Annotated in this window: 24 protein-coding genes; 11 read left to right on the forward strand and 13 right to left on the reverse strand. The window is 68.9% G+C overall.

Annotated features, from left to right (window positions below):
- The first annotated feature begins 311 nt into the window (after window positions 1-311).
- Both AX750_RS13010 and AX750_RS13015 read left to right on the forward strand, forming a co-directional pair.
- On the forward strand, window positions 312-2,021 hold the full coding sequence (locus AX750_RS13010; RefSeq protein WP_066721766.1) for an AMP-binding protein: 1,710 nt from the start codon (window positions 312-314) through the stop codon (window positions 2,019-2,021).
- A gap of 123 nt (window positions 2,022-2,144) precedes the next feature.
- The gene (locus AX750_RS13015; RefSeq protein ID WP_066721768.1) at window positions 2,145-3,257 is read left to right on the forward strand and encodes a sulfite oxidase; all 1,113 of its coding nucleotides are present in this window, start codon (window positions 2,145-2,147) and stop codon (window positions 3,255-3,257) included.
- A gap of 4 nt (window positions 3,258-3,261) precedes the next feature.
- Here the strand turns inward: AX750_RS13015 and mtaB are convergent, their stop codons facing one another.
- Window positions 3,262-4,533, reverse strand: coding sequence for a tRNA (N(6)-L-threonylcarbamoyladenosine(37)-C(2))-methylthiotransferase MtaB (gene mtaB / locus AX750_RS13020; protein ID WP_066721770.1), 1,272 nt, complete (start codon window positions 4,531-4,533; stop codon window positions 3,262-3,264).
- Complete coding sequence (dapF, locus tag AX750_RS13025; protein WP_066721777.1) at window positions 4,533-5,417, reverse strand: diaminopimelate epimerase; 885 nt, start codon at window positions 5,415-5,417, stop codon at window positions 4,533-4,535. The genes mtaB and dapF overlap by 1 nt, the downstream gene beginning before the upstream one ends.
- 153 nt (window positions 5,418-5,570) lie before the next feature.
- On the opposite strand from dapF, the gene AX750_RS13030 reads away from it, so the two are divergent.
- A complete protein-coding gene (locus tag AX750_RS13030) occupies window positions 5,571-6,482 on the forward strand; it encodes a GyrI-like domain-containing protein (protein ID WP_066721779.1) in 912 nt (303 codons plus the stop codon).
- A gap of 28 nt (window positions 6,483-6,510) precedes the next feature.
- On the opposite strand, the gene AX750_RS13035 is transcribed toward AX750_RS13030, so the two are convergent.
- From AX750_RS13035 to AX750_RS13055, 5 genes are all read right to left on the reverse strand, one after another.
- The gene (locus AX750_RS13035) at window positions 6,511-7,569 is read right to left on the reverse strand and encodes an MBL fold metallo-hydrolase (RefSeq protein ID WP_066721780.1); all 1,059 of its coding nucleotides are present in this window, start codon (window positions 7,567-7,569) and stop codon (window positions 6,511-6,513) included.
- Between the two features lie 46 nt (window positions 7,570-7,615).
- On the reverse strand, window positions 7,616-8,245 hold the full coding sequence (locus tag AX750_RS13040; RefSeq protein ID WP_066721781.1) for a class I SAM-dependent methyltransferase: 630 nt from the start codon (window positions 8,243-8,245) through the stop codon (window positions 7,616-7,618).
- A 14-nt stretch (window positions 8,246-8,259) separates the two neighbouring features.
- Entirely contained in the window at window positions 8,260-8,886 is a 627-nt protein-coding gene (locus tag AX750_RS13045) for a LysE family translocator (protein WP_066721783.1), read from the reverse strand.
- An 84-nt stretch (window positions 8,887-8,970) separates the two neighbouring features.
- Complete coding sequence (locus AX750_RS13050; protein ID WP_245282391.1) at window positions 8,971-9,192, reverse strand: type II toxin-antitoxin system PrlF family antitoxin; 222 nt, start codon at window positions 9,190-9,192, stop codon at window positions 8,971-8,973.
- Between the two features lie 16 nt (window positions 9,193-9,208).
- The gene (locus tag AX750_RS13055) at window positions 9,209-9,772 is read right to left on the reverse strand and encodes a CAP domain-containing protein (protein ID WP_197426645.1); all 564 of its coding nucleotides are present in this window, start codon (window positions 9,770-9,772) and stop codon (window positions 9,209-9,211) included.
- Window positions 9,773-10,060: 288 nt separating this feature from the next.
- On the opposite strand from AX750_RS13055, the gene ffh reads away from it, so the two are divergent.
- The 6 genes from ffh to trmD all read left to right on the forward strand — a co-directional run bounded on the left by ffh (window position 10,061) and on the right by trmD (window position 14,545).
- Window positions 10,061-11,653: a signal recognition particle protein gene (gene ffh / locus AX750_RS13060; RefSeq protein ID WP_066721793.1), complete on the forward strand. Its 1,593-nt coding sequence runs from the start codon at window positions 10,061-10,063 to the stop codon at window positions 11,651-11,653.
- Window positions 11,650-11,913: a hypothetical protein gene (locus AX750_RS13065; RefSeq protein ID WP_066721795.1), complete on the forward strand. Its 264-nt coding sequence runs from the start codon at window positions 11,650-11,652 to the stop codon at window positions 11,911-11,913. Before ffh ends, AX750_RS13065 begins: the two co-directional genes overlap by 4 nt.
- A gap of 48 nt (window positions 11,914-11,961) precedes the next feature.
- Window positions 11,962-12,321, forward strand: coding sequence for a 30S ribosomal protein S16 (gene rpsP, locus AX750_RS13070; protein WP_066721797.1), 360 nt, complete (start codon window positions 11,962-11,964; stop codon window positions 12,319-12,321).
- Between the two features lie 147 nt (window positions 12,322-12,468).
- Window positions 12,469-12,996, forward strand: coding sequence for a ribosome maturation factor RimM (gene rimM / locus AX750_RS13075; protein ID WP_066721799.1), 528 nt, complete (start codon window positions 12,469-12,471; stop codon window positions 12,994-12,996).
- Window positions 12,986-13,687, forward strand: a complete 702-nt coding sequence (locus AX750_RS13080) for an HAD family phosphatase (RefSeq protein WP_066721801.1) — start codon at window positions 12,986-12,988, stop codon at window positions 13,685-13,687. The genes rimM and AX750_RS13080 overlap by 11 nt, the downstream gene beginning before the upstream one ends.
- A gap of 120 nt (window positions 13,688-13,807) precedes the next feature.
- A complete protein-coding gene (trmD, locus tag AX750_RS13085; protein WP_066721802.1) occupies window positions 13,808-14,545 on the forward strand; it encodes a tRNA (guanosine(37)-N1)-methyltransferase TrmD in 738 nt (245 codons plus the stop codon).
- A gap of 117 nt (window positions 14,546-14,662) precedes the next feature.
- Here trmD and AX750_RS13090 read toward each other — a convergent pair whose 3' ends face one another.
- Window positions 14,663-15,007, reverse strand: coding sequence for a rhodanese-like domain-containing protein (locus tag AX750_RS13090; protein ID WP_066721803.1), 345 nt, complete (start codon window positions 15,005-15,007; stop codon window positions 14,663-14,665).
- A gap of 171 nt (window positions 15,008-15,178) precedes the next feature.
- A complete protein-coding gene (locus AX750_RS13095; RefSeq protein ID WP_066721804.1) occupies window positions 15,179-16,381 on the reverse strand; it encodes a pyridoxal phosphate-dependent aminotransferase in 1,203 nt (400 codons plus the stop codon).
- Window positions 16,382-16,609: 228 nt separating this feature from the next.
- Here AX750_RS13095 and AX750_RS13100 point away from each other — a divergent pair, with 228 nt between their 5' ends.
- Window positions 16,610-17,422: a transglutaminase family protein gene (locus AX750_RS13100; RefSeq protein WP_066721805.1), complete on the forward strand. Its 813-nt coding sequence runs from the start codon at window positions 16,610-16,612 to the stop codon at window positions 17,420-17,422.
- A 51-nt stretch (window positions 17,423-17,473) separates the two neighbouring features.
- Here the strand turns inward: AX750_RS13100 and AX750_RS13105 are convergent, their stop codons facing one another.
- From AX750_RS13105 to AX750_RS13115, 4 genes are all read right to left on the reverse strand, one after another.
- Window positions 17,474-17,704, reverse strand: coding sequence for a hypothetical protein (locus tag AX750_RS13105; RefSeq protein ID WP_066721806.1), 231 nt, complete (start codon window positions 17,702-17,704; stop codon window positions 17,474-17,476).
- Entirely contained in the window at window positions 17,701-17,832 is a 132-nt protein-coding gene (locus AX750_RS27060; protein ID WP_280939902.1) for a hypothetical protein, read from the reverse strand. The genes AX750_RS13105 and AX750_RS27060 overlap by 4 nt, the downstream gene beginning before the upstream one ends.
- A 462-nt stretch (window positions 17,833-18,294) precedes the next feature.
- Window positions 18,295-18,528: a hypothetical protein gene (locus AX750_RS13110; protein ID WP_066721807.1), complete on the reverse strand. Its 234-nt coding sequence runs from the start codon at window positions 18,526-18,528 to the stop codon at window positions 18,295-18,297.
- A gap of 11 nt (window positions 18,529-18,539) precedes the next feature.
- Entirely contained in the window at window positions 18,540-18,749 is a 210-nt protein-coding gene (locus AX750_RS13115; RefSeq protein WP_066721809.1) for a hypothetical protein, read from the reverse strand.
- A gap of 135 nt (window positions 18,750-18,884) precedes the next feature.
- Between AX750_RS13115 and AX750_RS13120 the strand changes: the two genes are divergently transcribed.
- The coding region (locus AX750_RS13120) for a YaiI/YqxD family protein (protein WP_067254387.1) at window positions 18,885-19,316 on the forward strand (432 nt) is incomplete at its 3' end.

Below are 19,316 nucleotides of genomic sequence, written 5' to 3' on the forward strand. Positions count from 1 at the left end.
GGGCGTGCGGATGGTGGCTCAATCCATCCGCGCCGCATCCTGGCTCAACGGATGCGGATTTCTACCCCCGCGCCTCGCGGCGCTCCGCTGCCTCTCGTCACCAACCGACGCCGGAAGGCGGCGGAGATTTCGGCTGTCCGATTTCAAAGAAGGATGAGCCGCCCGCAATTCAGTTTACATATGAACCTTTCTGCGGATAAGCATTGTGTCGGGCCTTGCGCCCGTCCACGCTGTTCCGCAGTGTAAGGGCTTGAAAAACGGCATCGGCTGCCCGCCTCGCGGGTGAAAGCCGGGCGATGGGGAGGACGACGATGAACGCGACTGCCGCCACCCAGGCGAAGCCCGAGCCGCGCCCGTGGCTCGCCCACTACCCCCCGGCCGTGCCGCCCGAGATCGGCGATCCCGGTACGCTGGCGGATCTGATCGCCCGCGCCTGCCAGACCTATGGGACACGTCCCGCTTTCGAGAGCTTCGGCAAGGCGATCAGCTTCGCCGAGACCGGCCGCGCCGCGCGGGCCTTCGCCGCCTGGCTGCAGGCGCAGGGCTATCGCAAGGGCGACCGCATCGCCCTGATGATGCCGAACATCCTGGCCTATCCGGCGACGATCTTCGGCGCGCTGCTCGGGGGCTACACCGTCGTCAACGTCAACCCGCTCTATACGGCGCGCGAGCTGGCGCATCAGCTCAACGATTCCGGCGCACGCGTGCTCGTCGTGATCGAGAACTTCGCCCATGTCGTCGAGGAGGCGAAGCCGCAGCTCAAGATCGAACGCGTCGTCGTCGCGACGGCGGGCGATTTGATGGGCTTCAAGGGCCACATCGTCAATTTCGTCGCGCGGCGAATCAAGAAGGTCGTGAAACCCTTCAACCTGCCGGGCTTCGTGCCGCTGGCGACCGTGCTGGCGGGCTCGGACGCGATGACGCCTGTGACGGTGACGCCGGACGACATCGCCTTCCTGCAATACACCGGCGGGACGACCGGCGTCGCCAAGGGCGCGACGCTGTCGCACCGCAACGTCGCCTCCAATGTCGAGCAATGCGGGCTGTGGCTCGGCTGGGCGCTGGAGCCGCCGCTCGGCCGCAGCGACTACCAGCACGTCATGGTGACGGCGCTGCCGCTCTACCACATCTTCGCGCTGACCTGCTGCTGCCTGTTCATGCTGCGCATCGGCGCCAAAGGGTTGTTGATCGCCAATCCGCGCGACATCGCCGGCTTCGTCAAGACGCTGAAGGCCAGCCGATTCACGCTGATCTCCGGCGTCAACACGCTCTACAACGCGCTCGCCAACCATCCCGAATTCGCCCAGGTGAATTTCGACGAGCTGCGCTTCGCCGTGTCGGGCGGTATGGCGACGCAGGCCGCCGTGGCCAAGCACTGGAAGGCGGTGACGGGCCGGCCGATCATCGAAGGCTATGGCCTCTCGGAGACCTCGCCGGTCGCCACGATCAACCGGCCCGACATCTCCGAGTTCTCCGGCACGGTCGGCTATCCGCTGTCCTCGACCGAGGTTGCGATCCGCGATGCGGAGGGGCACGACCTGCCCATCGGCGAATCCGGCGAGATCTGCATCCGCGGTCCGCAGGTGATGGTCGGCTACTGGAACCGCCCCGACGAGACCGCCAAGGTGATGTCGCCGGACGGCTATTTCCGCAGCGGCGACATCGGGGTGATGCAGCCGGACGGGCAGGTCCGCATCGTCGACCGGATGAAGGACATGGTCCTGGTCTCGGGCTTCAACGTCTACCCCAACGAGGTCGAGGACGTGATCGCCACCCATCCGGGCGTGCTCGAATCCGCGGTTGTCGGCCTGCCGGACGAGCATTCCGGCGAGGCCGTCACCGCCTTCGTCGTGCGCCGCGATCCGGCTTTGACGGCCGACGAGCTGCGCGCCTTCTGCAAGGAGAGCCTGACCGGCTACAAGGTGCCCAAGCAGATCTTCTTCCGCGAAGCGTTGCCCAAGACCAATGTCGGCAAGGTGCTGCGGCGGGCGCTGCGCGAGGAGGTCGCGAGCAAGGGCTGAACGCTTGGGCTGGAAGAGGGTGGCTGCCCGTTGCCACAGTGCTGCCCCGCGATCATGCTCCCGATCGGATTGTCACAGGCGACCCTGCCGGTTCGCCTTCAGTCCCGAACGGAGATCGGCCGCTTGACCCCTCTCTCGACCGAACTGGCCCAACTGCGCGCGTCCAAGCCGGGGCTGCATGTCCATGAAGACCCCGCGCTGAATGCCGAGCCGCCGATCGCGCTGCTCGCCGATCTCATCACGCCGGCCGACGCGTTCTTCGTCCGCAACAATGGCGATGTGCCGGCCCTGCCACCGGACGACGACTGGACGCTGACGATCGATGGCGAGGTCGAGCGGCCCGCGCGCTGGACGCTGGATGCGCTGCGCGCGCGCTTCGAGACGGTGACGCTGACGGCGGTGCTGGAATGCGCCGGCAATGGCCGCTCGCAGTTTTTTCCCGCGACAGACGGTTTGCCCTGGCGGCTCGGCGCCGTCGGCTGCGCGCGCTGGACCGGGGTGCGCCTCGCGGATGTGCTGTCGGAAGCCGGCGTGCGGGAGACGGCGGTCTATACCGGCCATCATGCGCCGGACCGGATGATCGCCGATCCGTCGCGGCCGGCTTTGTCGCGCGGGCTGCCCATCGCCAAGGCGATGGCGCCGGAGACGCTGATCGCCTTTGCGATGAACGGCGAGCCGCTGCCGCGTCTGCATGGCGGGCCGCTGCGGATCGTCGCGCCGGGCTTTCCCGGCTCCGCCTGGCAGAAATGGCTCGACCGGATCGAGTTATGCGCCAAGGAGCATGACGGCGAGAAGATGGGCGGGACGAATTACCGCCTGCCGACGGCTCCGGTCGCACCCGGCGAGCCGCTCGATCCGAGCCGTTTCGCCGTGATCACCGACATGCCCGTGAAATCGCTGATCACCGCGCCGCTGGAGGGCTTTACCGTCACCTGCGGCGAAACCCTGACGGTGACCGGCTTCGGCTGGAGCGGCGCGATCCCGCTCGCGGGTGTCCGCGTCTCCAGTAATGGTGGCGTGAGTTGGCATGAAGCGGCGCTGGAGGAGAGCGAGGGGCCCTTCGCCTGGAGGCGCTTTCGTGCGGAGTTCGTCGTCGAGCGGGAAGGGGCGCTGTCGGTGCTCGCCCAGGCCCGCGATGCGCAGGGCCATGTCCAGCCGCCCGAGATCGTCTGGAATCCGCGCGGCTACTGCAACAATCAGGTCCACCGCGTCGGCGGGACGGCGCGCGCGGGCTGAGGTCTCAGGCCGCGATCAGGGCGCGCCCGTCGGCCGCCGCGGCGGACACGGCAAGGATTTCACCGGGCGCGGTCTCCCGCCGGAAGCGCACCAGCGTGAAGTCCGGGGCGCGGCCGGTATTGCCGCGCTCGGTCAGCACCGTCAGTGGCCGGCCGAGGCGGGCGGCGAGATGCGCGGCATGGGCTGCGCCCGCGGCTTCCCGCAGCCGCGCCGCGCGTTCCGCCACGACCGGCCCCGGAAGCTGCGGCATCCGCGCGGCCGGCGTGCCAGGGCGAGCGGAATAGGGAAAGACATGGACATAGCTCAGTCCGCATTCGCCGATCAGATCGAGCGAGCGGGCAAACATCGCCTCGTCCTCGGTCGGGAAGCCGGCGATGAGGTCGGCCCCGAAGGCGATGTCGGGCCGCAAGGAGCGGATCTCCGCGCAGAAGCGGATCGCGTCGTCGCGGCCGTGACGGCGCTTCATGCGCTTCAGGATCAGGTCGTCGCCCGCCTGGAGCGAGAGATGCAGATGCGGCATCAGCCGCGGCTCGCTGGCGAGCGCCTCGCGCAGATCGTCGTCGGCCTCGACGGCGTCGATCGAGGACAGGCGAAGGCGCGGCAGCTCCGGCAGTTCGCGCAGGATCAGGCGCACCAGCCTTCCGAGCAGCGGGGTCTGGTCTAGGTCGCGGCCATAGCTGGTCAGGTCGACGCCGGTGAGGACGATCTCGCGCGCGCCGCCCTCCAGCAGCGCGCGGCACTGCGCCAGGACGGCCTCCGGCGCGAGCGAGCGCGAATTGCCGCGGCCGAAGGGGATGACGCAGAAGGTGCAGCGATGGTCGCAGCCATTCTGGACCTGGACGAAGCCGCGCGTCTGCCGGGCGGCGCGGCCGGCTTCGACCGGCGCGAGCCGCGTGCGGGCCATGATGTCGCCGACCGCGATCTTGTCGCGCGGGTCGGTGTCGGTGGCGCCGAGGCTGTTCGAGCGGGCAAGCGCCGCCCAGGTCGTCGGCTCCAGCTTCTCGGCATTGCCGATCACGCGGGCAGCTTCCGGCATCTGCGCGAAACGCTCGGGCTCGATCTGCGCGGCGCAGCCGGTGACGATGACCGGTCGGCCGGGCTGCTCGCGGTGGAGCCGGCGCACCGCCTGGCGGGCCTGCCGGGTGGCTTCTGCGGTGACGGCGCAGGCGTTGACGACGGCGAGGTCGGTGAGGCCCGCGGCTTCCGCCTGGCGGCGGAGCGCCTCCCCCTCGACGATGTTGAGGCGGCAGCCGAAGGTGACGACCTCGAGGGTCATCAGGCGGCGGTCTCGAACAGTTCGGGGGCGAGCGTGCCCTCCCATTCGAATTCGACGGGGCCGGTCATCAGGACATGGCCGTCGCTCTCGCGCCATTCGATGGTGAGGTCGCCGCCGGGCAGGCTGACCACGGCCTTGCGCGCGCTGAGCTCGCGGCGCACCGCCGCGACGAGGGCCGCGCAGGCGCCCGAGCCGCAGGCGCGGGTGATGCCGGCGCCGCGTTCCCAGACGCGCAGCACGATATGGTCCGGCGCGGTGACGGCGGCGAGCTCGATATTGGCGCGATCGGGAAAGATCGGGTGGTTTTCGAGCAGCGGGCCGATCTGCTCGAGATTGAAGCGATAGGGGTCGTCGACGAAGAAGACGGCGTGGGGGTTGCCCATGTTGACCGCGCAGGGCGTGTGCAGGATCGGATCGTCGATCGGGCCGATCTGAAGCTCGAAATGCGCGGTGTCGTGGAACGGCTCCGCCAGCGGGATGTCCTCCCAGCCGAGCTTCGGCGCACCCATGTCGACGGTGAAGACGAGGTCGCTGTCGCGCTTGGCCGGCAGCAGCCCGGCCTTGGTCTGCAGGGTCAGTGCGGTCTTGGCGGCATCGCCCATCATGGGGTCGGCCAGCATCGCCCAGGCGACGCAGCGCGTGCCGTTGCCGCAGGCGCCGGCCTCGGAGCCATCGGTATTGTAGATCCGGACATAGGCGTCGGTGCCGGGCGTGATGGAATCGTGCAGGACCATGAGCTGGTCGAAATGCGCGCGCGGCTCAGCCGCGATGGCGCGGGCATCGCTCTCGGCGACGCGCAGCTTCGTCCCGCGAAGGTCGAGCACGGTGATCTCGTTGCCGAGACCGTTCATCTTCAGGAACCGGCGATGGGCGAGAGCGTTCATTCCGTCACATATCCCATGACTGGCTGGTCTATGAGGGAGGCGACGTGAAAAAGCCATCCCCGCGATGATTTCCTGTCGTAAGTGGATGCTCCATATTGCGCTGCAAGAGCGCGAATCGAAACTGGCGCCCTATTCCATGGCAGGACGTTGACGATGCAGCATTTCTGGATCGCTGTCGGGGCGTTCGCCGCCCTCCTGAGCGTCGGCGGCGTCGCCGTCGCCCAGACGCGGGTCGCGCCGCCCGGCGCCGTCGAATCGGCGCCGCTCGCGCCGCCACCCGGTGCCGCTGTGCCCGCCCAGCCCGTGCCTGCCCAGGTGCAGCCCGCTCCCGTGCCGACGCCCCCGACAGCCGTTCCCGAGCCCGTTCCCGGCCCGCAGCCGGTCCAGCCGGCGCCGGCCCCGACGCTTCCGGTGACGCCGGAGCCTGTCCGGCCTGCCCCGACGCCGCAGGTTCCGCTGGAGCCGCAGCCCGTGCAGCCGCCGCCGACCCTGCCCGCGCCCGGTCCCGTCCAGCCCGTGCAGCCGCCGACGCTTCAGCAGCAGACCGGGACCATCGACCCGAACGCAACGCTCGCCGGCAAGCGCGGCGACCAGAGCGATGTCGATGAGGTGCTGCTGGTGGCCAAGCCTGTGCTCAAGCTTTCGGGGGCTGCGAGCTGGGACGAGGGTTTCAAGCGGCTGGCCGAGAGCTTCCGCGTGCTGCGCCAGGAGGCCGAGCGTGCGCGCCTGCCGGTCGCCGGACGGCCGCTGACGCTGTTCCTGGAGACCGACGACAATGGCTTCCGCTACGAGGCGATGCTGCCGGTCGGTCCTGCGCCCGAGGGCGAGCGCAACGCCACCTTCGGCAATGGCGTGCGCCCGGGGCTGACGCCGGCCGGGCCCTCGCTGCGCTTCGTCCATGTCGCGCCCTATGACGACATCGACTCGACCTATGAGACGATCACGGCCTATCTCGAGGCCAAGAGCATCACGGTGAAGGACGCGTTCCTCGAGGAATATGTCGGGGATCTCACCGATCCGGCCGACCCCAATCTCGAAATCAACGTCTACGTCCAGCCGCGCTGATCAGGAGCGTCATCTCAGGCCTGCCAGTTCAGGCCTGCCAGCTCAGTCCCGGCCGCATCGCGCGGAAGCGCTCCTCGGGAAGGCCGGCGGCCGCCAGCGCCGCGGCCAGCGCGGCCGGCGGTCGCTCGATGCCCTCGTCGGTGAGCTGGAAGGTGCCCCAGTGGTGGCCCAGCGCCGCTTCTGCGCGCAGTGCCAGCATGACCTGGACCGCCTCCTCCGGGTTCATGTGGTTGTCGCGCATGAACCAGCGCGGCTCATAGGCGCCGATCGGCAGGACCGCGAGGCGGAAGGGGCCGAGTTCGGAACCGAGGCGACGGTAGAGCGAGCCGTCATGGTAGCCTGTGTCGCCGATGTGGAAGATGCGGGCGCCGCCGCCCTCCAGCACGAAGGAGCACCAGAGCGCCATGCGCCGGTCGAAGGCGCCGCGCGCCGACCAGTGGTAGCTTGGAACCAGGGTGGTGCTCACGCGGTCGGACAGGGACAAGCGAGCCGACCAGTCATGCGCCTCTGCGCGGGCTTCCGGAATGCGGGCCCTGACGATGGTGTCGTTGCCGAGCGGCATGATCATGCGCGGCCGGTCGCGCTCGTGCAGCCGCGCCAGCGTCTCGATGTCGAGATGGTCGTAATGGTTGTGCGTGATCAGCACCGCGTCGATGCGCGGCAGGTCGTCGAAGGCGACACCCGGCTCGTTGACGCGGCGCGGGCCGATGAAGCTGAGCGGGCTGGCGCGCAGCGAATAGACCGGGTCGATCAGCAGGTTGAGACCCCCGATCTGGTAGAGGAAGGAGGCGTGGCCGAGATGGACGATGCGGACGCCCTCGACGCGGGCGGGCGGCCTGTCCTTGGGCGGTGCGGGGTAGCTCTCGGGAAACGTCTCGCGATCGCGCTTCGAGGTCTGCCATTTCAGCACGTCGGCGAGCCCCTTGGTCACGGGGCGGCCGTCGGTGAAGACGGTTCCGTTGAAGTTCTCGGTCACGGGGCCTTGGTAATAGGGATTGCGCGAGCGCGAGATCGAGGCCCAGGCGGCGCTGCCGGTGCCGAGCACGGCAGGGATTCCGAGGAGGGTGAGGAGCTTGCGGCGGTTCATGCCGCAGAAGGTGGGTTCGCGCCGCCGCGGGTCAAGCCGGCCTCGTTCACGGTCGCTTGACCGCCGTGCTCGTGACCGCAGTGCCCTTGATTGCCGTGACATGGAGCCAGGGCGTCGGCTCGCCGTCATAGCCGCCGCCGGTGTCCTCGCCGATGACGAGGCTCTGCCAGCGCTCGGGGCCGTAGGCGGACCGCAGCCAGTCCGGCGAGGGGTAGTTGAAGTAGCGGCCGAAGCGGTCGCGCCCCTCGGCCGTGCCCGCCTTGAAGCTCGCATAGAACAGCCCGCCGGGCTTCAGCGCCCTGTGGATGCGCGCGAGGATGCCGGGCAGTGCCGCGCGGGGCACGTGCAGCAGGCAGGCATTGGCCCAGACACTGTCAAAGGCTTCGGTCGCGTCGATGTCCTCGAAGAGCAGCACCCCGACCGGCCGCCCGAGACGCCGGCTGGCCTGCTCGGCCAGTTCCGGCGAGCCGTCGGTGGCGACGAGATCGAGGCCGCGGTCGAGCAGCGCGACGCTGTCGTGACCGCCGCCGCAGCCCAGTTCCAGCACGCGGGCGCCGGGCGGCAGCGCCGCGGCGAAGGCGGCGATGCGGGCATGCTCGGCTTCGCGGGAGCGCCCCGCATAGGCCTGGGCCTCGGCGGCGTAGAAGTCGAGCGTGGCGGTGTCGCGGGCGGTCATGATCGGTCTCGCCGTCAGCGCGTGCCGGTCCGCATCGCCACCGTCGCGATGCCGGCCCCGATCAGCAGGGTCCCGCCGGTCCGGTTGATGGCGCGGATGGCGCGCGGGCTGCTGACGACGGCGCGGGCGCGGGAGGCGATGAGCGCGTAGCCGAAGGCGTTGGCGGCGGCGAGCGTCACGAAGGTCACCTCGAAGATCAGCATCTGCGTCCAGAAATCCCCCTTCGGATCGAGGAACTGCGGCAGGAAGGCGACGAAGAAGGTGAGGCTCTTGGGGTTCAGCGCCGTGACCAACCAGGCATGACCGAGCATCTTCAGCGACGAGACGGCGTCCTCTCGCGGGCTGGCGTCGAGCGTGCCGCCGGCGCGGAAGAGCTTGATGCCGAGCCAGACGAGATAGGCCGCGCCCGCCCATTTCAGCACGGTGAAGACGGTGGCCGAGGTTGCCAGCAGGGCGCCGACGCCGAGCATGGAGAGCGTCATCGCCGTGAAGTCGCCGAGCGCGACGCCGGCCGCCGTCGGCAGCGCCGTGCGCCAGCCCTGGCCGAGCGCATAGGAGACGACGAGGAGGATCGTCGGGCCGGGAATGACGAGCAGGACGGCGGTGGCGGCGGCGAAGGCAGCCCAGGTTTCGAAGGTCATGAGGCTGTTTCCAGTGGCGCCGGGCGAGCCATCCCCAACCGCAGCGGTTTGTAAAGGGAGCCAGTTCAGACGACGTCTATCTGCTCACAAACCTCGATAGGCCTTGCAGTCTGCTGCGCTGCCCCATTCGTCAAAGGTCGCTAGAGGCGATTCGGTCTGCATCTCGCATGCCTTGGTGATGACGACGCGATCTCTCTCGACCGCATAGGCGATTTGATCACCGTTCCGAAGACCCAACGCCTCGCGGACCTCGTGTGGAATCGTCGTCCGTGCCTTGCTGGTGAGCTTGCTAACGATCATGGCCATCGCTCCGGTGTCATAGTCAGCGCGTCGGCCGGTTCGAGCCGAACCAGCCGACGGGCCCGGCCGACATCTCGACGCGCTTCTCCGGTTCGCCCGCCACGACAAGCGCCCACCAGGCGCGGTAGCGCGTCTGCGGGTCCTTCGCCAGCGCGATGCCGAAGCGGGTGGCTTCCTTCATGCGCAGATTGGCGTCATGGCCCGACGAGGCGCGCCAGCCGGAGAAGGCTTCCTCGGTCGAATAGTAGCCACCGCCGAGATTTTCCGCCGCCCGCGCCGCATCGAGGCCGGCGGCATGGACGCGGGACGCGAAGCTGCCGGCGGCGTCATGCGAGAGCGTGTTGGCGCGCGCCATGGCGTCGGCCTGGCGCTGGGCCATGGCCATCAGTGTGGGGTCGAGCCTGACAGGCCCAAGGCCCTGGCTGGCGCGGTAGGCGTTGAAGATGCGGCCGGCCTCCGCGGGATCGAGCGTGACGGCTTCCAGGCGTGCGGCGGCGCGGGGATCGAGCGGCGTCTCGCGGCGCGGCTCGGAGGCACAGCCGGCGGCGAGGAGGGCGAGGGCGGCAATCAAGAGAAGAGGGCGCATGAGCGAGGATGGGTCCGGCATCGCTGGGGTGTCCGCGCCGCTAGCGTCCCATCATGGCGAGATTGCTGCCGGCAGGGCGCCAACCTTGACTTTCGCCACAATCTGCCGCTTTAACCGCGCCATCCGTTTCGCCGACATCGTCGAGACCGCATCAGCCGACCGGGCCGCCTCGCGGCTTCACGAGCCCGGAGGTCAACGCCCGACAGCGCGTCCGCGCCCTCGGGCGCGAAACCGTTTGGCGATGAGGCTTCGCGATGCCGGTCCCTGAAGGCAAGCAAGCAGGTCCGCATGTTCGGCACTCTGAGCGACAGGCTATCAGGCATCCTCTCCGGGCTGACCCGCAGGGGTTCGCTGACCGAGGAGGACGTCAACGCCGCGTTGCGCGAGGTGCGCAAGGCCCTGCTAGAGGCCGACGTCGCGCTCGAGGTCGTGCGCTCCTTCACCGACAAGGTCCGCGAGCGGGCCGTCGGCGCCGAGGTGCTGAAGTCGGTCACGCCCGGCCAGCAGGTCATCAAGATCGTCAACGACGCGCTGATCGACATGCTCGGCGGCGACGGCGAGGGCATCACCTTCGACGCCGTGCCGCCGGTGCCGGTGTTGATGGTCGGTCTTCAGGGTTCAGGTAAGACCACCTCCACGGCGAAGATCGCCAAACGCCTGACCGACCGTGCCAAGAAGCGCGTCCTGATGGCCTCGCTCGACACGCGCCGCCCGGCCGCGATGGAGCAGCTCGCCGTCCTCGGCAAGCAGGTCGGCGTCGAGACGCTGCCGATCGTCGCCGGCCAGTCGGCCGTGCAGATCGCGCGGCGCGCGATCGAGGCCGCCCGTCTCGGCGGCTACGATGTCGTGATGCTGGACACCGCCGGCCGCGTCACGCTCGACGACACGCTGATGGCCGAGGTCGCCGAGGTGAAGGCGGCGACGAACCCGCACGAGGTGCTACTCGTCGCCGACGCGCTGACCGGCCAGGATGCCGTCAACACGGCGCGCGCCTTCGATGCCCGCGTCGGTCTCACGGGCATCGTGCTGACCCGCATGGACGGCGACTCCCGCGGCGGCGCGGCGCTCTCGATGCGCGCAGTCACCGGCAAGCCGATCAAGCTCGTCGGCACGGGCGAGAAGATCGATGCGCTGGAGGATTTTCACCCGTCCCGCGTCGCCAATCGCATCCTCGGCATGGGCGACATCGTCAGCCTGGTCGAGCGCGCGGCCGAGACGGTCGATGCCGACAAGGCCCAGGCGCTGGCGCAGCGCCTCGCCAAGGGCAATTTCGACCTCGCCGACATGCGCATGCAGCTCCAGCAGATGGAGAAGATGGGCGGGCTCGGCGGCGTCATGGGCATGCTGCCCGGCATGAAACAGATGCAGGGCCAGCTCGCCAATTCCGGCGTCAACGACAAGATGATCCGCCGCCAGATCGCGATCATCGACTCGATGACCCCGGCCGAGCGCAAGAACCCCGACCTGCTCAAGAACAGCCGCAAGAAGCGCATCGCCGCCGGCTCCGGGACCTCGCCGGAGGCGATCAACAAGCTGCTCAAGATGCATCGCGGCATGGCCGACATGATGAAGGCGATGAGCAAGCAGAAGGGCGGCATGCTCGGCAAGCTCGGTGCCATGTTCGGTATCGGCGGTGGCGGCCTGCCGCCCGGCATGCCCGACCCCTCGAAGATGGATCCGGCCCAGCTCGCCGAACTGCAGAAGCAGCTCGGCGCGGGCGGCGGCATGCCGGGGCTGCCTCCGGGCGGCTTCCCGGGCCTGCCCAAGGGCGTGACGCCGCCGGCTGGGATGATGCCGAAGCTGCCGGGTCTCGGCGGCCAGCCGGGCCGCGGCCTGCCGGGGCTGGGGGGCTCCAACCCCTTCGGAGGCAAGAAGAAGTGACCAAGCCCACCGAAATGCGCGTCGGCATGTTCGACGTGTTCAAGCAGGTCAAGGCCCGTCTCGACGAGGCCAACCTGTCGTATGAGACGTCGTCCTATCGCGACGACGCCTTCTCCTTCCTCGTGCATGCGCCGGGTGAATATTGGGAGATCGACGTGCTGGAAGACGGCTCGATCGATCTCGAGATCTTCACCTCGACGGGCATGAAGGACGATCCCTGGGCCGCGATCGACCAGCTGGTCGAAGACAACAAGCCCTGATTTCCCACCGCAACGCCCAAAACGTTCAAAAACCAAGGAAGAACGCGCATGTCCCTCAAGATCCGCCTGACCCGTGGCGGCGCCAAGAAGCGCCCGTACTACCGCATCGTCGTCGCCGATGCCCGCTCGCCGCGCGATGGCCGCTTCATCGAGAAGATCGGCTCCTATGATCCGATGAAGGCGAAGGATTCGCCGGAGCGCGTCGTGCTCGACGTCGAGAAGGCCAAGGAGTGGCTCGCCAAGGGCGCCCAGCCGACCGACCGCGTGCTGCGCTTCCTGGACGCCGCCGGCCTCGCCAAGCGCCCGGCCCGCAACAACCCGAAGAAGGCCGAGCCCGGCGAGAAGGCCAAGGAGCGCGCCGCCGCCAAGGCCGAGAAGAGCGCCGCTCCGGCCGAAGCCGAGGCGTGATGCGGCCTCAGGCTCGCGATGCCGTTCGTCATGGTCGGGCTTGTCCCGACCATCCACGTCTTCGCTGGTCGCGACCTGAGTTCAAGTCGTGGATGCTCGCCACAGGGGCGAGCATGACGGCCGCACCTCTTCTCGAGGAGGGGGCGCATGGCCGCTGACGACGATCTCATCCTGCTCGGCGTCATCGGCGCCGCGCATGGCATCAAGGGCGAGGTCCGGATCAAGGCCTTCACCGGCGATCCGCTGGCGATCGCCGATTACGGGCCGCTGACCGACGAGAAGGGCCGACGCTTCGAGATCGCCGAGATCCGCCCGGCCAAGGAGGTCGTGGTCGCTCGCCTCAAGGGTATCACCAGCCGCGAGGCGGCCGAGAGCCTCAACGGCGTCAACCTCTACGTCGCGCGCGACCGGATTCCGGCCCCCGAGGACGAGGACGAATTCCTGCAGGCCGATCTGATCGGCTGCGCGGTCGTCGGCCCGGACGGCGTGGTCCTGGGTACGGTCACCACCGTCGCCAATTATGGCGCGGGCGATCTGCTCGACATTCTGCTGCCCGATGGCCGCTCCGTGCTGATGCCGTTCACCAAGGCCTTCGCGCCCCGCATCGACATCGCCGCCCGGCGGATCGAGGCGGTTCCGCCCGAGGGGCTGTTCGAGGCCGACGATGACGACTGAGCCGAATCCCTCCAGCACGAAGGCCTGGGACCAGCCGGCCGGCGCACTGATCTTCGACATGGACGGCACCATCGTCGACAATATGCGCTTCCATGACGACGCCTGGGAGAACTGGCACCGCGCGCACGGCCTGCCCTTCGACCGGCCGGCCTTCTTCCGGACCACGGCCGGGATGGCGGTCGGCGAGATCGTCGGGCCCTATTTTCCCGGAGCCAGCCCGGACGAGATCGCGCGGCTCGGCGAGGCCAAGGAGGCCCTCTACCGCGAGACCTACCGGCCCCATGTCACGCCGCTGCCGGGGCTGCTGCCGCTGATGGCGCGCGCCCGCAGTTGCGGCGTGCCGATGGCGGTGGCCTCCGCCGCGCCGCCGGAGAACATTGCGCTGGTGCTCGATACGCTCGGTTTGCGCGCCGAATTCGCCACCATCATCTCGCCCTCGCAGGGTTTTCGCGGCAAGCCGCATCCGGACATGTTCGTCGAGGCGGCGCGCCGGATGGGCGTGGCGCCGGAGACCTGCCTCGTCTTCGAGGATGCGCCCAATGGCGTCGAGGCGGCGCGGCGGGCCGGCATGCGGGCGGTGGCCATGCTGACCATGCTCGGCGCCGAGGGCTTCGCGGCTTATGACAACGTCGTCGCCTCGGCGACGGACTTCAACGCGCTGGACCGGTTGCCGGCGTTGCGCTTCGGTTAGTGTTCGCCCCTCATCAAGCCGTCATCCTGGACAAGCCGCGAAGCGGCGCAGCTCCGGGATCCATTATAGAGATCGACATCGCTTTATGATGGATCCCGGGACGCCCTTCGGGCGCCCAGGATGACGAAGAGGTTCCAGCGCGAGCTCACTAAGGTTTTCTCCATGCCGTTCCGCGCCTCCGTCCTCACCCTCTATCCGGAGATGTTCCCGGGGCCGCTCGGCGTCTCGCTCGCGGGCGAGGGGCTGCGGCGCGGGCTATGGTCGCTGGAGACGCACCAGATCCGCGACCATGGCATTGGCCGGCACCGCAATGTCGACGACAACCCAGCGGGCGGCGGGGCGGGGATGGTGCTGCGCTGCGATGTGCTGGGCGCGGCGATCGATGCCGCCGTTCCAGCCGGTGATATGCGCCCGCGGCTGCTGATGTCGCCGCGCGGGCGGCCGCTGGCGCAGCGCCAGGTGCGCGACTGGGTGGCGGGCGAGGGCGTCGTCATCGTCTGCGGGCGTTTCGAGGGCGTCGACGAGCGGGTGATCGAGGGGCGCGGGCTGGCCGAGGTCTCGATCGGCGACTACATCCTCTCGGGCGGCGAGATGGCGGCGCTCGTCCTGCTCGATGCCTGCGTGCGGCTGATCCCCGGCGTGATGGGTAAGGAGCTCTCGGGCGAGGACGAGAGCTTCGAGAATGGCCTGCTCGAATATCCGCACTACACCCGCCCGCGCGAATGGGAGGGCCGGGGCCTGCCCGAGGCGCTGCTCTCGGGCGACCATGCCCGCATCGCGAAATGGCGGCGGGCCGAGGCGGAGCGGATCACGCGGGAACGGCGGCCGGATTTGCTGAAGGACCAGAGCGGAGGCTGAGCCCACGCGTCATTCTCGGGCGCAGCGCAGCGAAGATCCCAAGATCTCAGGGCGGAAAAACACGCTCGTTCACGGGCGCCCTGAGATGCTCGGGTCAAGCCCGAGCATGACGGCGCCTCAGGGATAGGCCGCCACCGGCAGTTTCTCGGCCAGCCAGCCGCCGGGGCCGAGCATGCCGCCGCGCACCGCCAGGATGTCGCGGAAGCCGCGTCCGGCGAGCTTGTCGCGTGTCGAGGCGCTGAGCGCGCCGCTGCGGTCGATCAGGGCGATGCGCTTGCCGCGATGGTCCAGCCGCAGGCCGGCCAGCCTGACCTCGAAGGCCGGCGTCTCGACATCGAGCGCGATCGCGCCCTGGGCCAGGCCGGTGTCGCGCCATTCGGCGGGCGTGCGGATATCGATGAGAAGAAGGGTGCCTGCGCGCGCCGCATCGAGCGCTTCCCGGGGCGCCAGGGTGGTCGGCACCTGCGCCTGCGCCCGGCACGGCAATAGAAGAACCGCCGCTCCCGCGATGAGGATACGGCGGTTCAAGATGGCATCGACGTCATTGCGAGGAGCGTCAGCGACGAAGCAATCCAGGAGCCGTCGCGCGAGACTTTCTGGATTGCTTCGCTGCGCTCGCAATGACGGTTCCGCTCAGCGCAGCTCGGCGCAGAAGCGCTGGATGCGGCGGCAGGCCTCTTCCAGCTTCTCGTCCGAGGTGGCGTAGGAGATGCGAAAGTTCGGGCCGAGTCCGAAGGAGGAGCCGTGCACCGCGGCGACGGCTTCCGCCTCCAGGATGCCCATGACCAGATCCTCGTCGGTCTCGATGACCTTGCCGTTGGGCATGGTCTTGCCGATCAGGGCCGAGCAGTCGGGATAGACGTAGAAGGCGCCCTCGGGCTTCGGGCAGACGAGGCCGCGGGTCTGGTTCAGCATCGAGACGACGAGGTCGCGGCGCCGCTCGAACGCCTTCTTGAAGACGGGGAGGTGGTCCTGCGGACCATCCAGCGCCTCGACGGCGGCCCATTGCGAGATCGCCGAGGTGCCCGAGGTCTGCTGGCCCTGGACGAGGTCCATGGCGTTCATCAGATGCTGCGGGCCGGCCGCGTAGCCGATGCGCCAGCCGGTCATGGCGTAGGACTTCGAGACGCCGTTCATGGTCAGCGTGCGGTCGTAGAGGCCGGGCTCGACCTGCGCCGGGGTGACGAACTCGAACTCGCCATAGACGAGGTGCTCGTACATGTCGTCGGTGAGCACCCAGACATGGGGGTGGCGCATCAGCACATCGGTGAGCTTCTTCATCTCGGCGCGGCTATAGGCGGCGCCCGAAGGGTTCGACGGCGAGTTCAGGATCACCCACTTGGTCTTGGGCGTGATCGCGCGCTCGAGCTCTTCCGGCTGGAGCTTGAACTCGTTCTCGATCTTGGTCTCGGCAAAGGTCGGGGTGCCGCCGCAGAGCGCGACCATCTCGGGATAGGAGACCCAGTAGGGCGAGACGCAGATGACCTCGTCGCCCGGGTTCAGCGTGGCGAGCAGGGCGTTGTAGATGACATGCTTGCCGCCGGTGGAGACGATGGTCTGGCTCGGCTTGTAATCGAGGCCATTCTCGCGCTTGAACTTGCGGGCCACGGCCTCGCGCAGCTGCGGGATGCCGGAGACGGGGGTGTACTTGGTCTCGCCGCGACGGATGGCGGCGATGGCCGCCTCCTTGATGTTGTCGGGCGTGTCGAAATCGGGCTCGCCGACGGAGAGCGAGATCACGTCCTTGCCCTGCGCTTTCAGGTCGCGTGCCTTCTGCGTGATGGTGATGGTCGCAGACGGCTTCACGCGCTTGAGGGCGTCGGCAAGGAAGGCCATGGGAGTGATCTCCGGATCTCGGACGAGGGCACGCCGCGGCGGGCGCGCGCGTGGTTTAGGACTCATAAGCGCCCATCGCAAGCGAGACTGCGTGATCATTGCCAGCAGCGGCGCGAATTGGAGCTACCGTTCAGCCGTATCGGTAAGGGCGCGAAAGGTGCATGCTGATGGAAGGCGGCCGGGGGCCACTCATCACCAGCGTGCCAGCGGCGCGCGGAAGGCGGTTCCGTGAAACTCAGGATCGGCTACGAGCTCGACTACGATTTTCCCCAGCCGACCCCGCTGATCCTGATGCTGAACGTGCATTTCAGCCGGTTCTCGGATCTCGAAACGCCTGATTACATGCGCATCAGGCCGTCCGTGCCGGTCAGGGCCTATCGGGACGGCTTCGGCAACTGGTGCACGCGGCTGGTCGCTCCGCAGGGCAGGATGCGGATCACGGCGGATGCTGTCATTTCCGACAGCGGTCTGCCCGAGGCGCATGATCGCAGCGCCGGGCAGGTGCCGGTCGAGGATCTGCCGGAAGAGGCGATCGTCTTCCTGCTGGCGAGCCGCTTCTGCGGTTCAGACCGGCTGCTCGATCTCGCCTGGGAGCTGTTCGGCACGACGCCGCCGGGGGCGCCGCGCGTCCAGGCGATCTGCGACTTCGTCAACCAGCGCATCGCCTTCAACTACAACGACGCGAGCGTGACGCGCTCGGCTTCGGACGCCTATGCGGAAGGGCGGGGCGTCTGCCGCGACTACGCCCATCTCGCCATCGCGTTCTGCCGGGCGATGAACATCCCGGCGCGCTACTGCACCTGTTATCTCGGCGATGTCGGCACGCCGCCGCCCTGGCCGCCGGGTGATTTCGCAGCATCCTTCGAAGCCTATCTCGAGGGCGGCTGGCAGATGTTCGACCCGCGCAACAATGTCCCGCGGATCGGGCGCGTGCTGATCGCGCGCGGCCGCGATGCGGCCGATGTCGCCATCGCCACCACCTTCGGGCCGAACACGCTGACCGGCTTCAAAGTCTGGACCGACGAGGTGGTCGAGGTGTGAGCCAATGGCGGCGCGCCCGCTCGGGCCGCGCCGTCTCGGTCTGCCGTGCTCTCAGTCCCGGAACAGCCCGGAGGTGTCCGGCTTCCTGGCGCGCAGCGGCGTCTTGCGGGCGAGGCCCTTGGCCTTGGGGGCCGCGGGGTCGGTCGCCTCATCTTCCGGCGATTGCTGCCCGTCTTCGACCGGCTCGGTCTGTGCGGGGGCGGCAATGGCCGGCTTGGCCGCAGCGGCCTTTTCGTCCGCCCTGGCCTGCTCGGCCGGGTCGATGGTCCGGAAGCGGATCATTTCTTCTTCGGCCCCGCAGCGCGCGCGACGGCTGCCGCGAAGGTCGAGGGCGCCGCCGCCGTCACCTTCGGCTTGTCCTGCTTCGGCTTCTTGGCTTCGCGGTTTCCGCGCTGTTCGCCTTTTGCCATGGTCGGTCTCCCTTGGGTCTGAGGGCGCGGGATCGCGCCCCCGGTGGATCTCGGGTTCGAGTCAGGCCTGGCCTGGATCGCGATGGACGCTGAAGCGAGGTTCGATCATGCGGGCGGCTTTCGCCTGCCGCGGCCGGCCCGGCAGGGTCCGGGGCTCGTCATGTCGAAGCAGGCCCCGATCCTAGGCCAGACCGCCGTCGGGCGCACGCTGTTTCTGGCGGGCGCGTCATTCGGCAGCGCCGCGGGCACGGCGGCGCTCCAGCGCCCGCACCGCGCCGGCGGTCCAGCGGGGGCGGCCGAAGCAGGGAAAGCCACGCCGGTTCAGCCGCCGCGCGATGTCGGCCGGGTCGGTGATGCCGACCTCGCGGAACTGGTCGAGCAGGGCACCGGCCGCGACGCTGTGGATTTCGGCGAGGTCGCGCGCCAGCCGGCGGGCGCTTTTATCAGCCCCTGCATCACCGCTCAGCGGGTGCCCCGGCCGAAGCTCGGCTCGACCGGGTGGGGCGAGAGCATCACCGCATTGGCATGGCCGCCCTCGAAGAGCGCGAAGCGCATGGCGTCCTTCCTGTCGCGAAAGATGCCTTCCGAGACACCTTCGAGATCGCGGGCGACCCAGAAGCCGGCTCGGGAACGACCGACGAGGAAGAGGTGGCTGGCGTCGCTGTGCGGCGGCTGGAGGGAACGGGACCGGCCCATCGTCACGCTCCTCAGCTCACCGCGGCCCAGGCGCGCAGGGCGATGATGCCGCCCGCCATCAGGGCGAAGAAGGCCAGCGCTGTCCATTCGGCCAGCAGGAAGCGGCGCGCGATGCCGGCACGTTGCGGCGACGCAGGGCGGCGCGGCGTCGCAAGCGCGCCATAGACCGCGCGGATGCGCTGCTGCCGGCGGGTATGCGAAGTGGGAAATGAGATGGTCATGGTCACCTCCTGAGAGGCGACCGGTTTAGGTCCCATCCGCATAAGCGCGCGATGCGGAAGAGCGTGCGCAAGCATAAAGCGCCCGTAAACCGGAAGGGTTGCCCCGGGTGGGCCGGCCTGTCATGGCTCCCGGCGATGGAACTCGTTGCACCCCCGAAGCCCGCGCCGATCGCGATCTATGTCGATGCCGACGCCTGCCCGGTGAAGGACGAGGTCTTCAAGGTCGCCGGCCGGCACCGGCTGCATGTCTATGTCGTGGCCAACAGCTTCATGATGCTGCCGCGCGAGCCCTGGATCGAGCGCATCGTCGTCTCGGGCGGGTTCGATGCGGCCGATGACTGGATCGCCGAGCGCGTCGCCCGCGGCGCGATCGTCATCACCTCGGACATTCCGCTCGCGGATCGCTGCATCAAGGCCGGTGCCGAGGTCATCGGCCCGACGGGCAAGCCCTTTACCGAAGCCTCGATCGGCATGGCGCTGGCGACGCGCGACATGATGGAGGATCTGCGCGCGATGGGCACCGCCACCGGCGGGCCGATGACCTCGGCACCGGCCTTGATGCAGCGA

This window comes from Methylobacterium sp. CCH7-A2 (genome assembly GCF_001557075.1).
Lineage (GTDB): Bacteria > Pseudomonadota > Alphaproteobacteria > Rhizobiales > Beijerinckiaceae > Allobosea > Allobosea massiliensis.

Coding starts and splice junctions, on each gene's coding strand:
- AX750_RS13105 (WP_066721806.1), bottom strand. CDS start 17,704: ATGATCCGCTTCCGGACCATCGACCCGGCCGAGCAGGCCAGGGCGGAC.
- rpsP (WP_066721797.1), top strand. CDS start 11,962: ATGTCCCTCAAGATCCGCCTGACCCGTGGCGGCGCCAAGAAGCGCCCG.
- ffh (WP_066721793.1), top strand. CDS start 10,061: ATGTTCGGCACTCTGAGCGACAGGCTATCAGGCATCCTCTCCGGGCTG.
- AX750_RS13055 (WP_197426645.1), bottom strand. CDS start 9,772: ATGCGCCCTCTTCTCTTGATTGCCGCCCTCGCCCTCCTCGCCGCCGGC.
- AX750_RS13080 (WP_066721801.1), top strand. CDS start 12,986: ATGACGACTGAGCCGAATCCCTCCAGCACGAAGGCCTGGGACCAGCCG.
- AX750_RS13045 (WP_066721783.1), bottom strand. CDS start 8,886: ATGACCTTCGAAACCTGGGCTGCCTTCGCCGCCGCCACCGCCGTCCTG.
- trmD (WP_066721802.1), top strand. CDS start 13,808: ATGACGAAGAGGTTCCAGCGCGAGCTCACTAAGGTTTTCTCCATGCCG.
- AX750_RS13010 (WP_066721766.1), top strand. CDS start 312: ATGAACGCGACTGCCGCCACCCAGGCGAAGCCCGAGCCGCGCCCGTGG.
- AX750_RS13030 (WP_066721779.1), top strand. CDS start 5,571: ATGCAGCATTTCTGGATCGCTGTCGGGGCGTTCGCCGCCCTCCTGAGC.
- AX750_RS13050 (WP_245282391.1), bottom strand. CDS start 9,192: ATGGCCATGATCGTTAGCAAGCTCACCAGCAAGGCACGGACGACGATT.
- rimM (WP_066721799.1), top strand. CDS start 12,469: ATGGCCGCTGACGACGATCTCATCCTGCTCGGCGTCATCGGCGCCGCG.
- dapF (WP_066721777.1), bottom strand. CDS start 5,417: ATGAACGCTCTCGCCCATCGCCGGTTCCTGAAGATGAACGGTCTCGGC.
- mtaB (WP_066721770.1), bottom strand. CDS start 4,533: ATGACCCTCGAGGTCGTCACCTTCGGCTGCCGCCTCAACATCGTCGAG.
- AX750_RS27060 (WP_280939902.1), bottom strand. CDS start 17,832: ATGGCAAAAGGCGAACAGCGCGGAAACCGCGAAGCCAAGAAGCCGAAG.
- AX750_RS13095 (WP_066721804.1), bottom strand. CDS start 16,381: ATGGCCTTCCTTGCCGACGCCCTCAAGCGCGTGAAGCCGTCTGCGACC.
- AX750_RS13035 (WP_066721780.1), bottom strand. CDS start 7,569: ATGAACCGCCGCAAGCTCCTCACCCTCCTCGGAATCCCTGCCGTGCTC.
- AX750_RS13115 (WP_066721809.1), bottom strand. CDS start 18,749: ATGACCATCTCATTTCCCACTTCGCATACCCGCCGGCAGCAGCGCATC.
- AX750_RS13110 (WP_066721807.1), bottom strand. CDS start 18,528: ATGGGCCGGTCCCGTTCCCTCCAGCCGCCGCACAGCGACGCCAGCCAC.
- AX750_RS13040 (WP_066721781.1), bottom strand. CDS start 8,245: ATGACCGCCCGCGACACCGCCACGCTCGACTTCTACGCCGCCGAGGCC.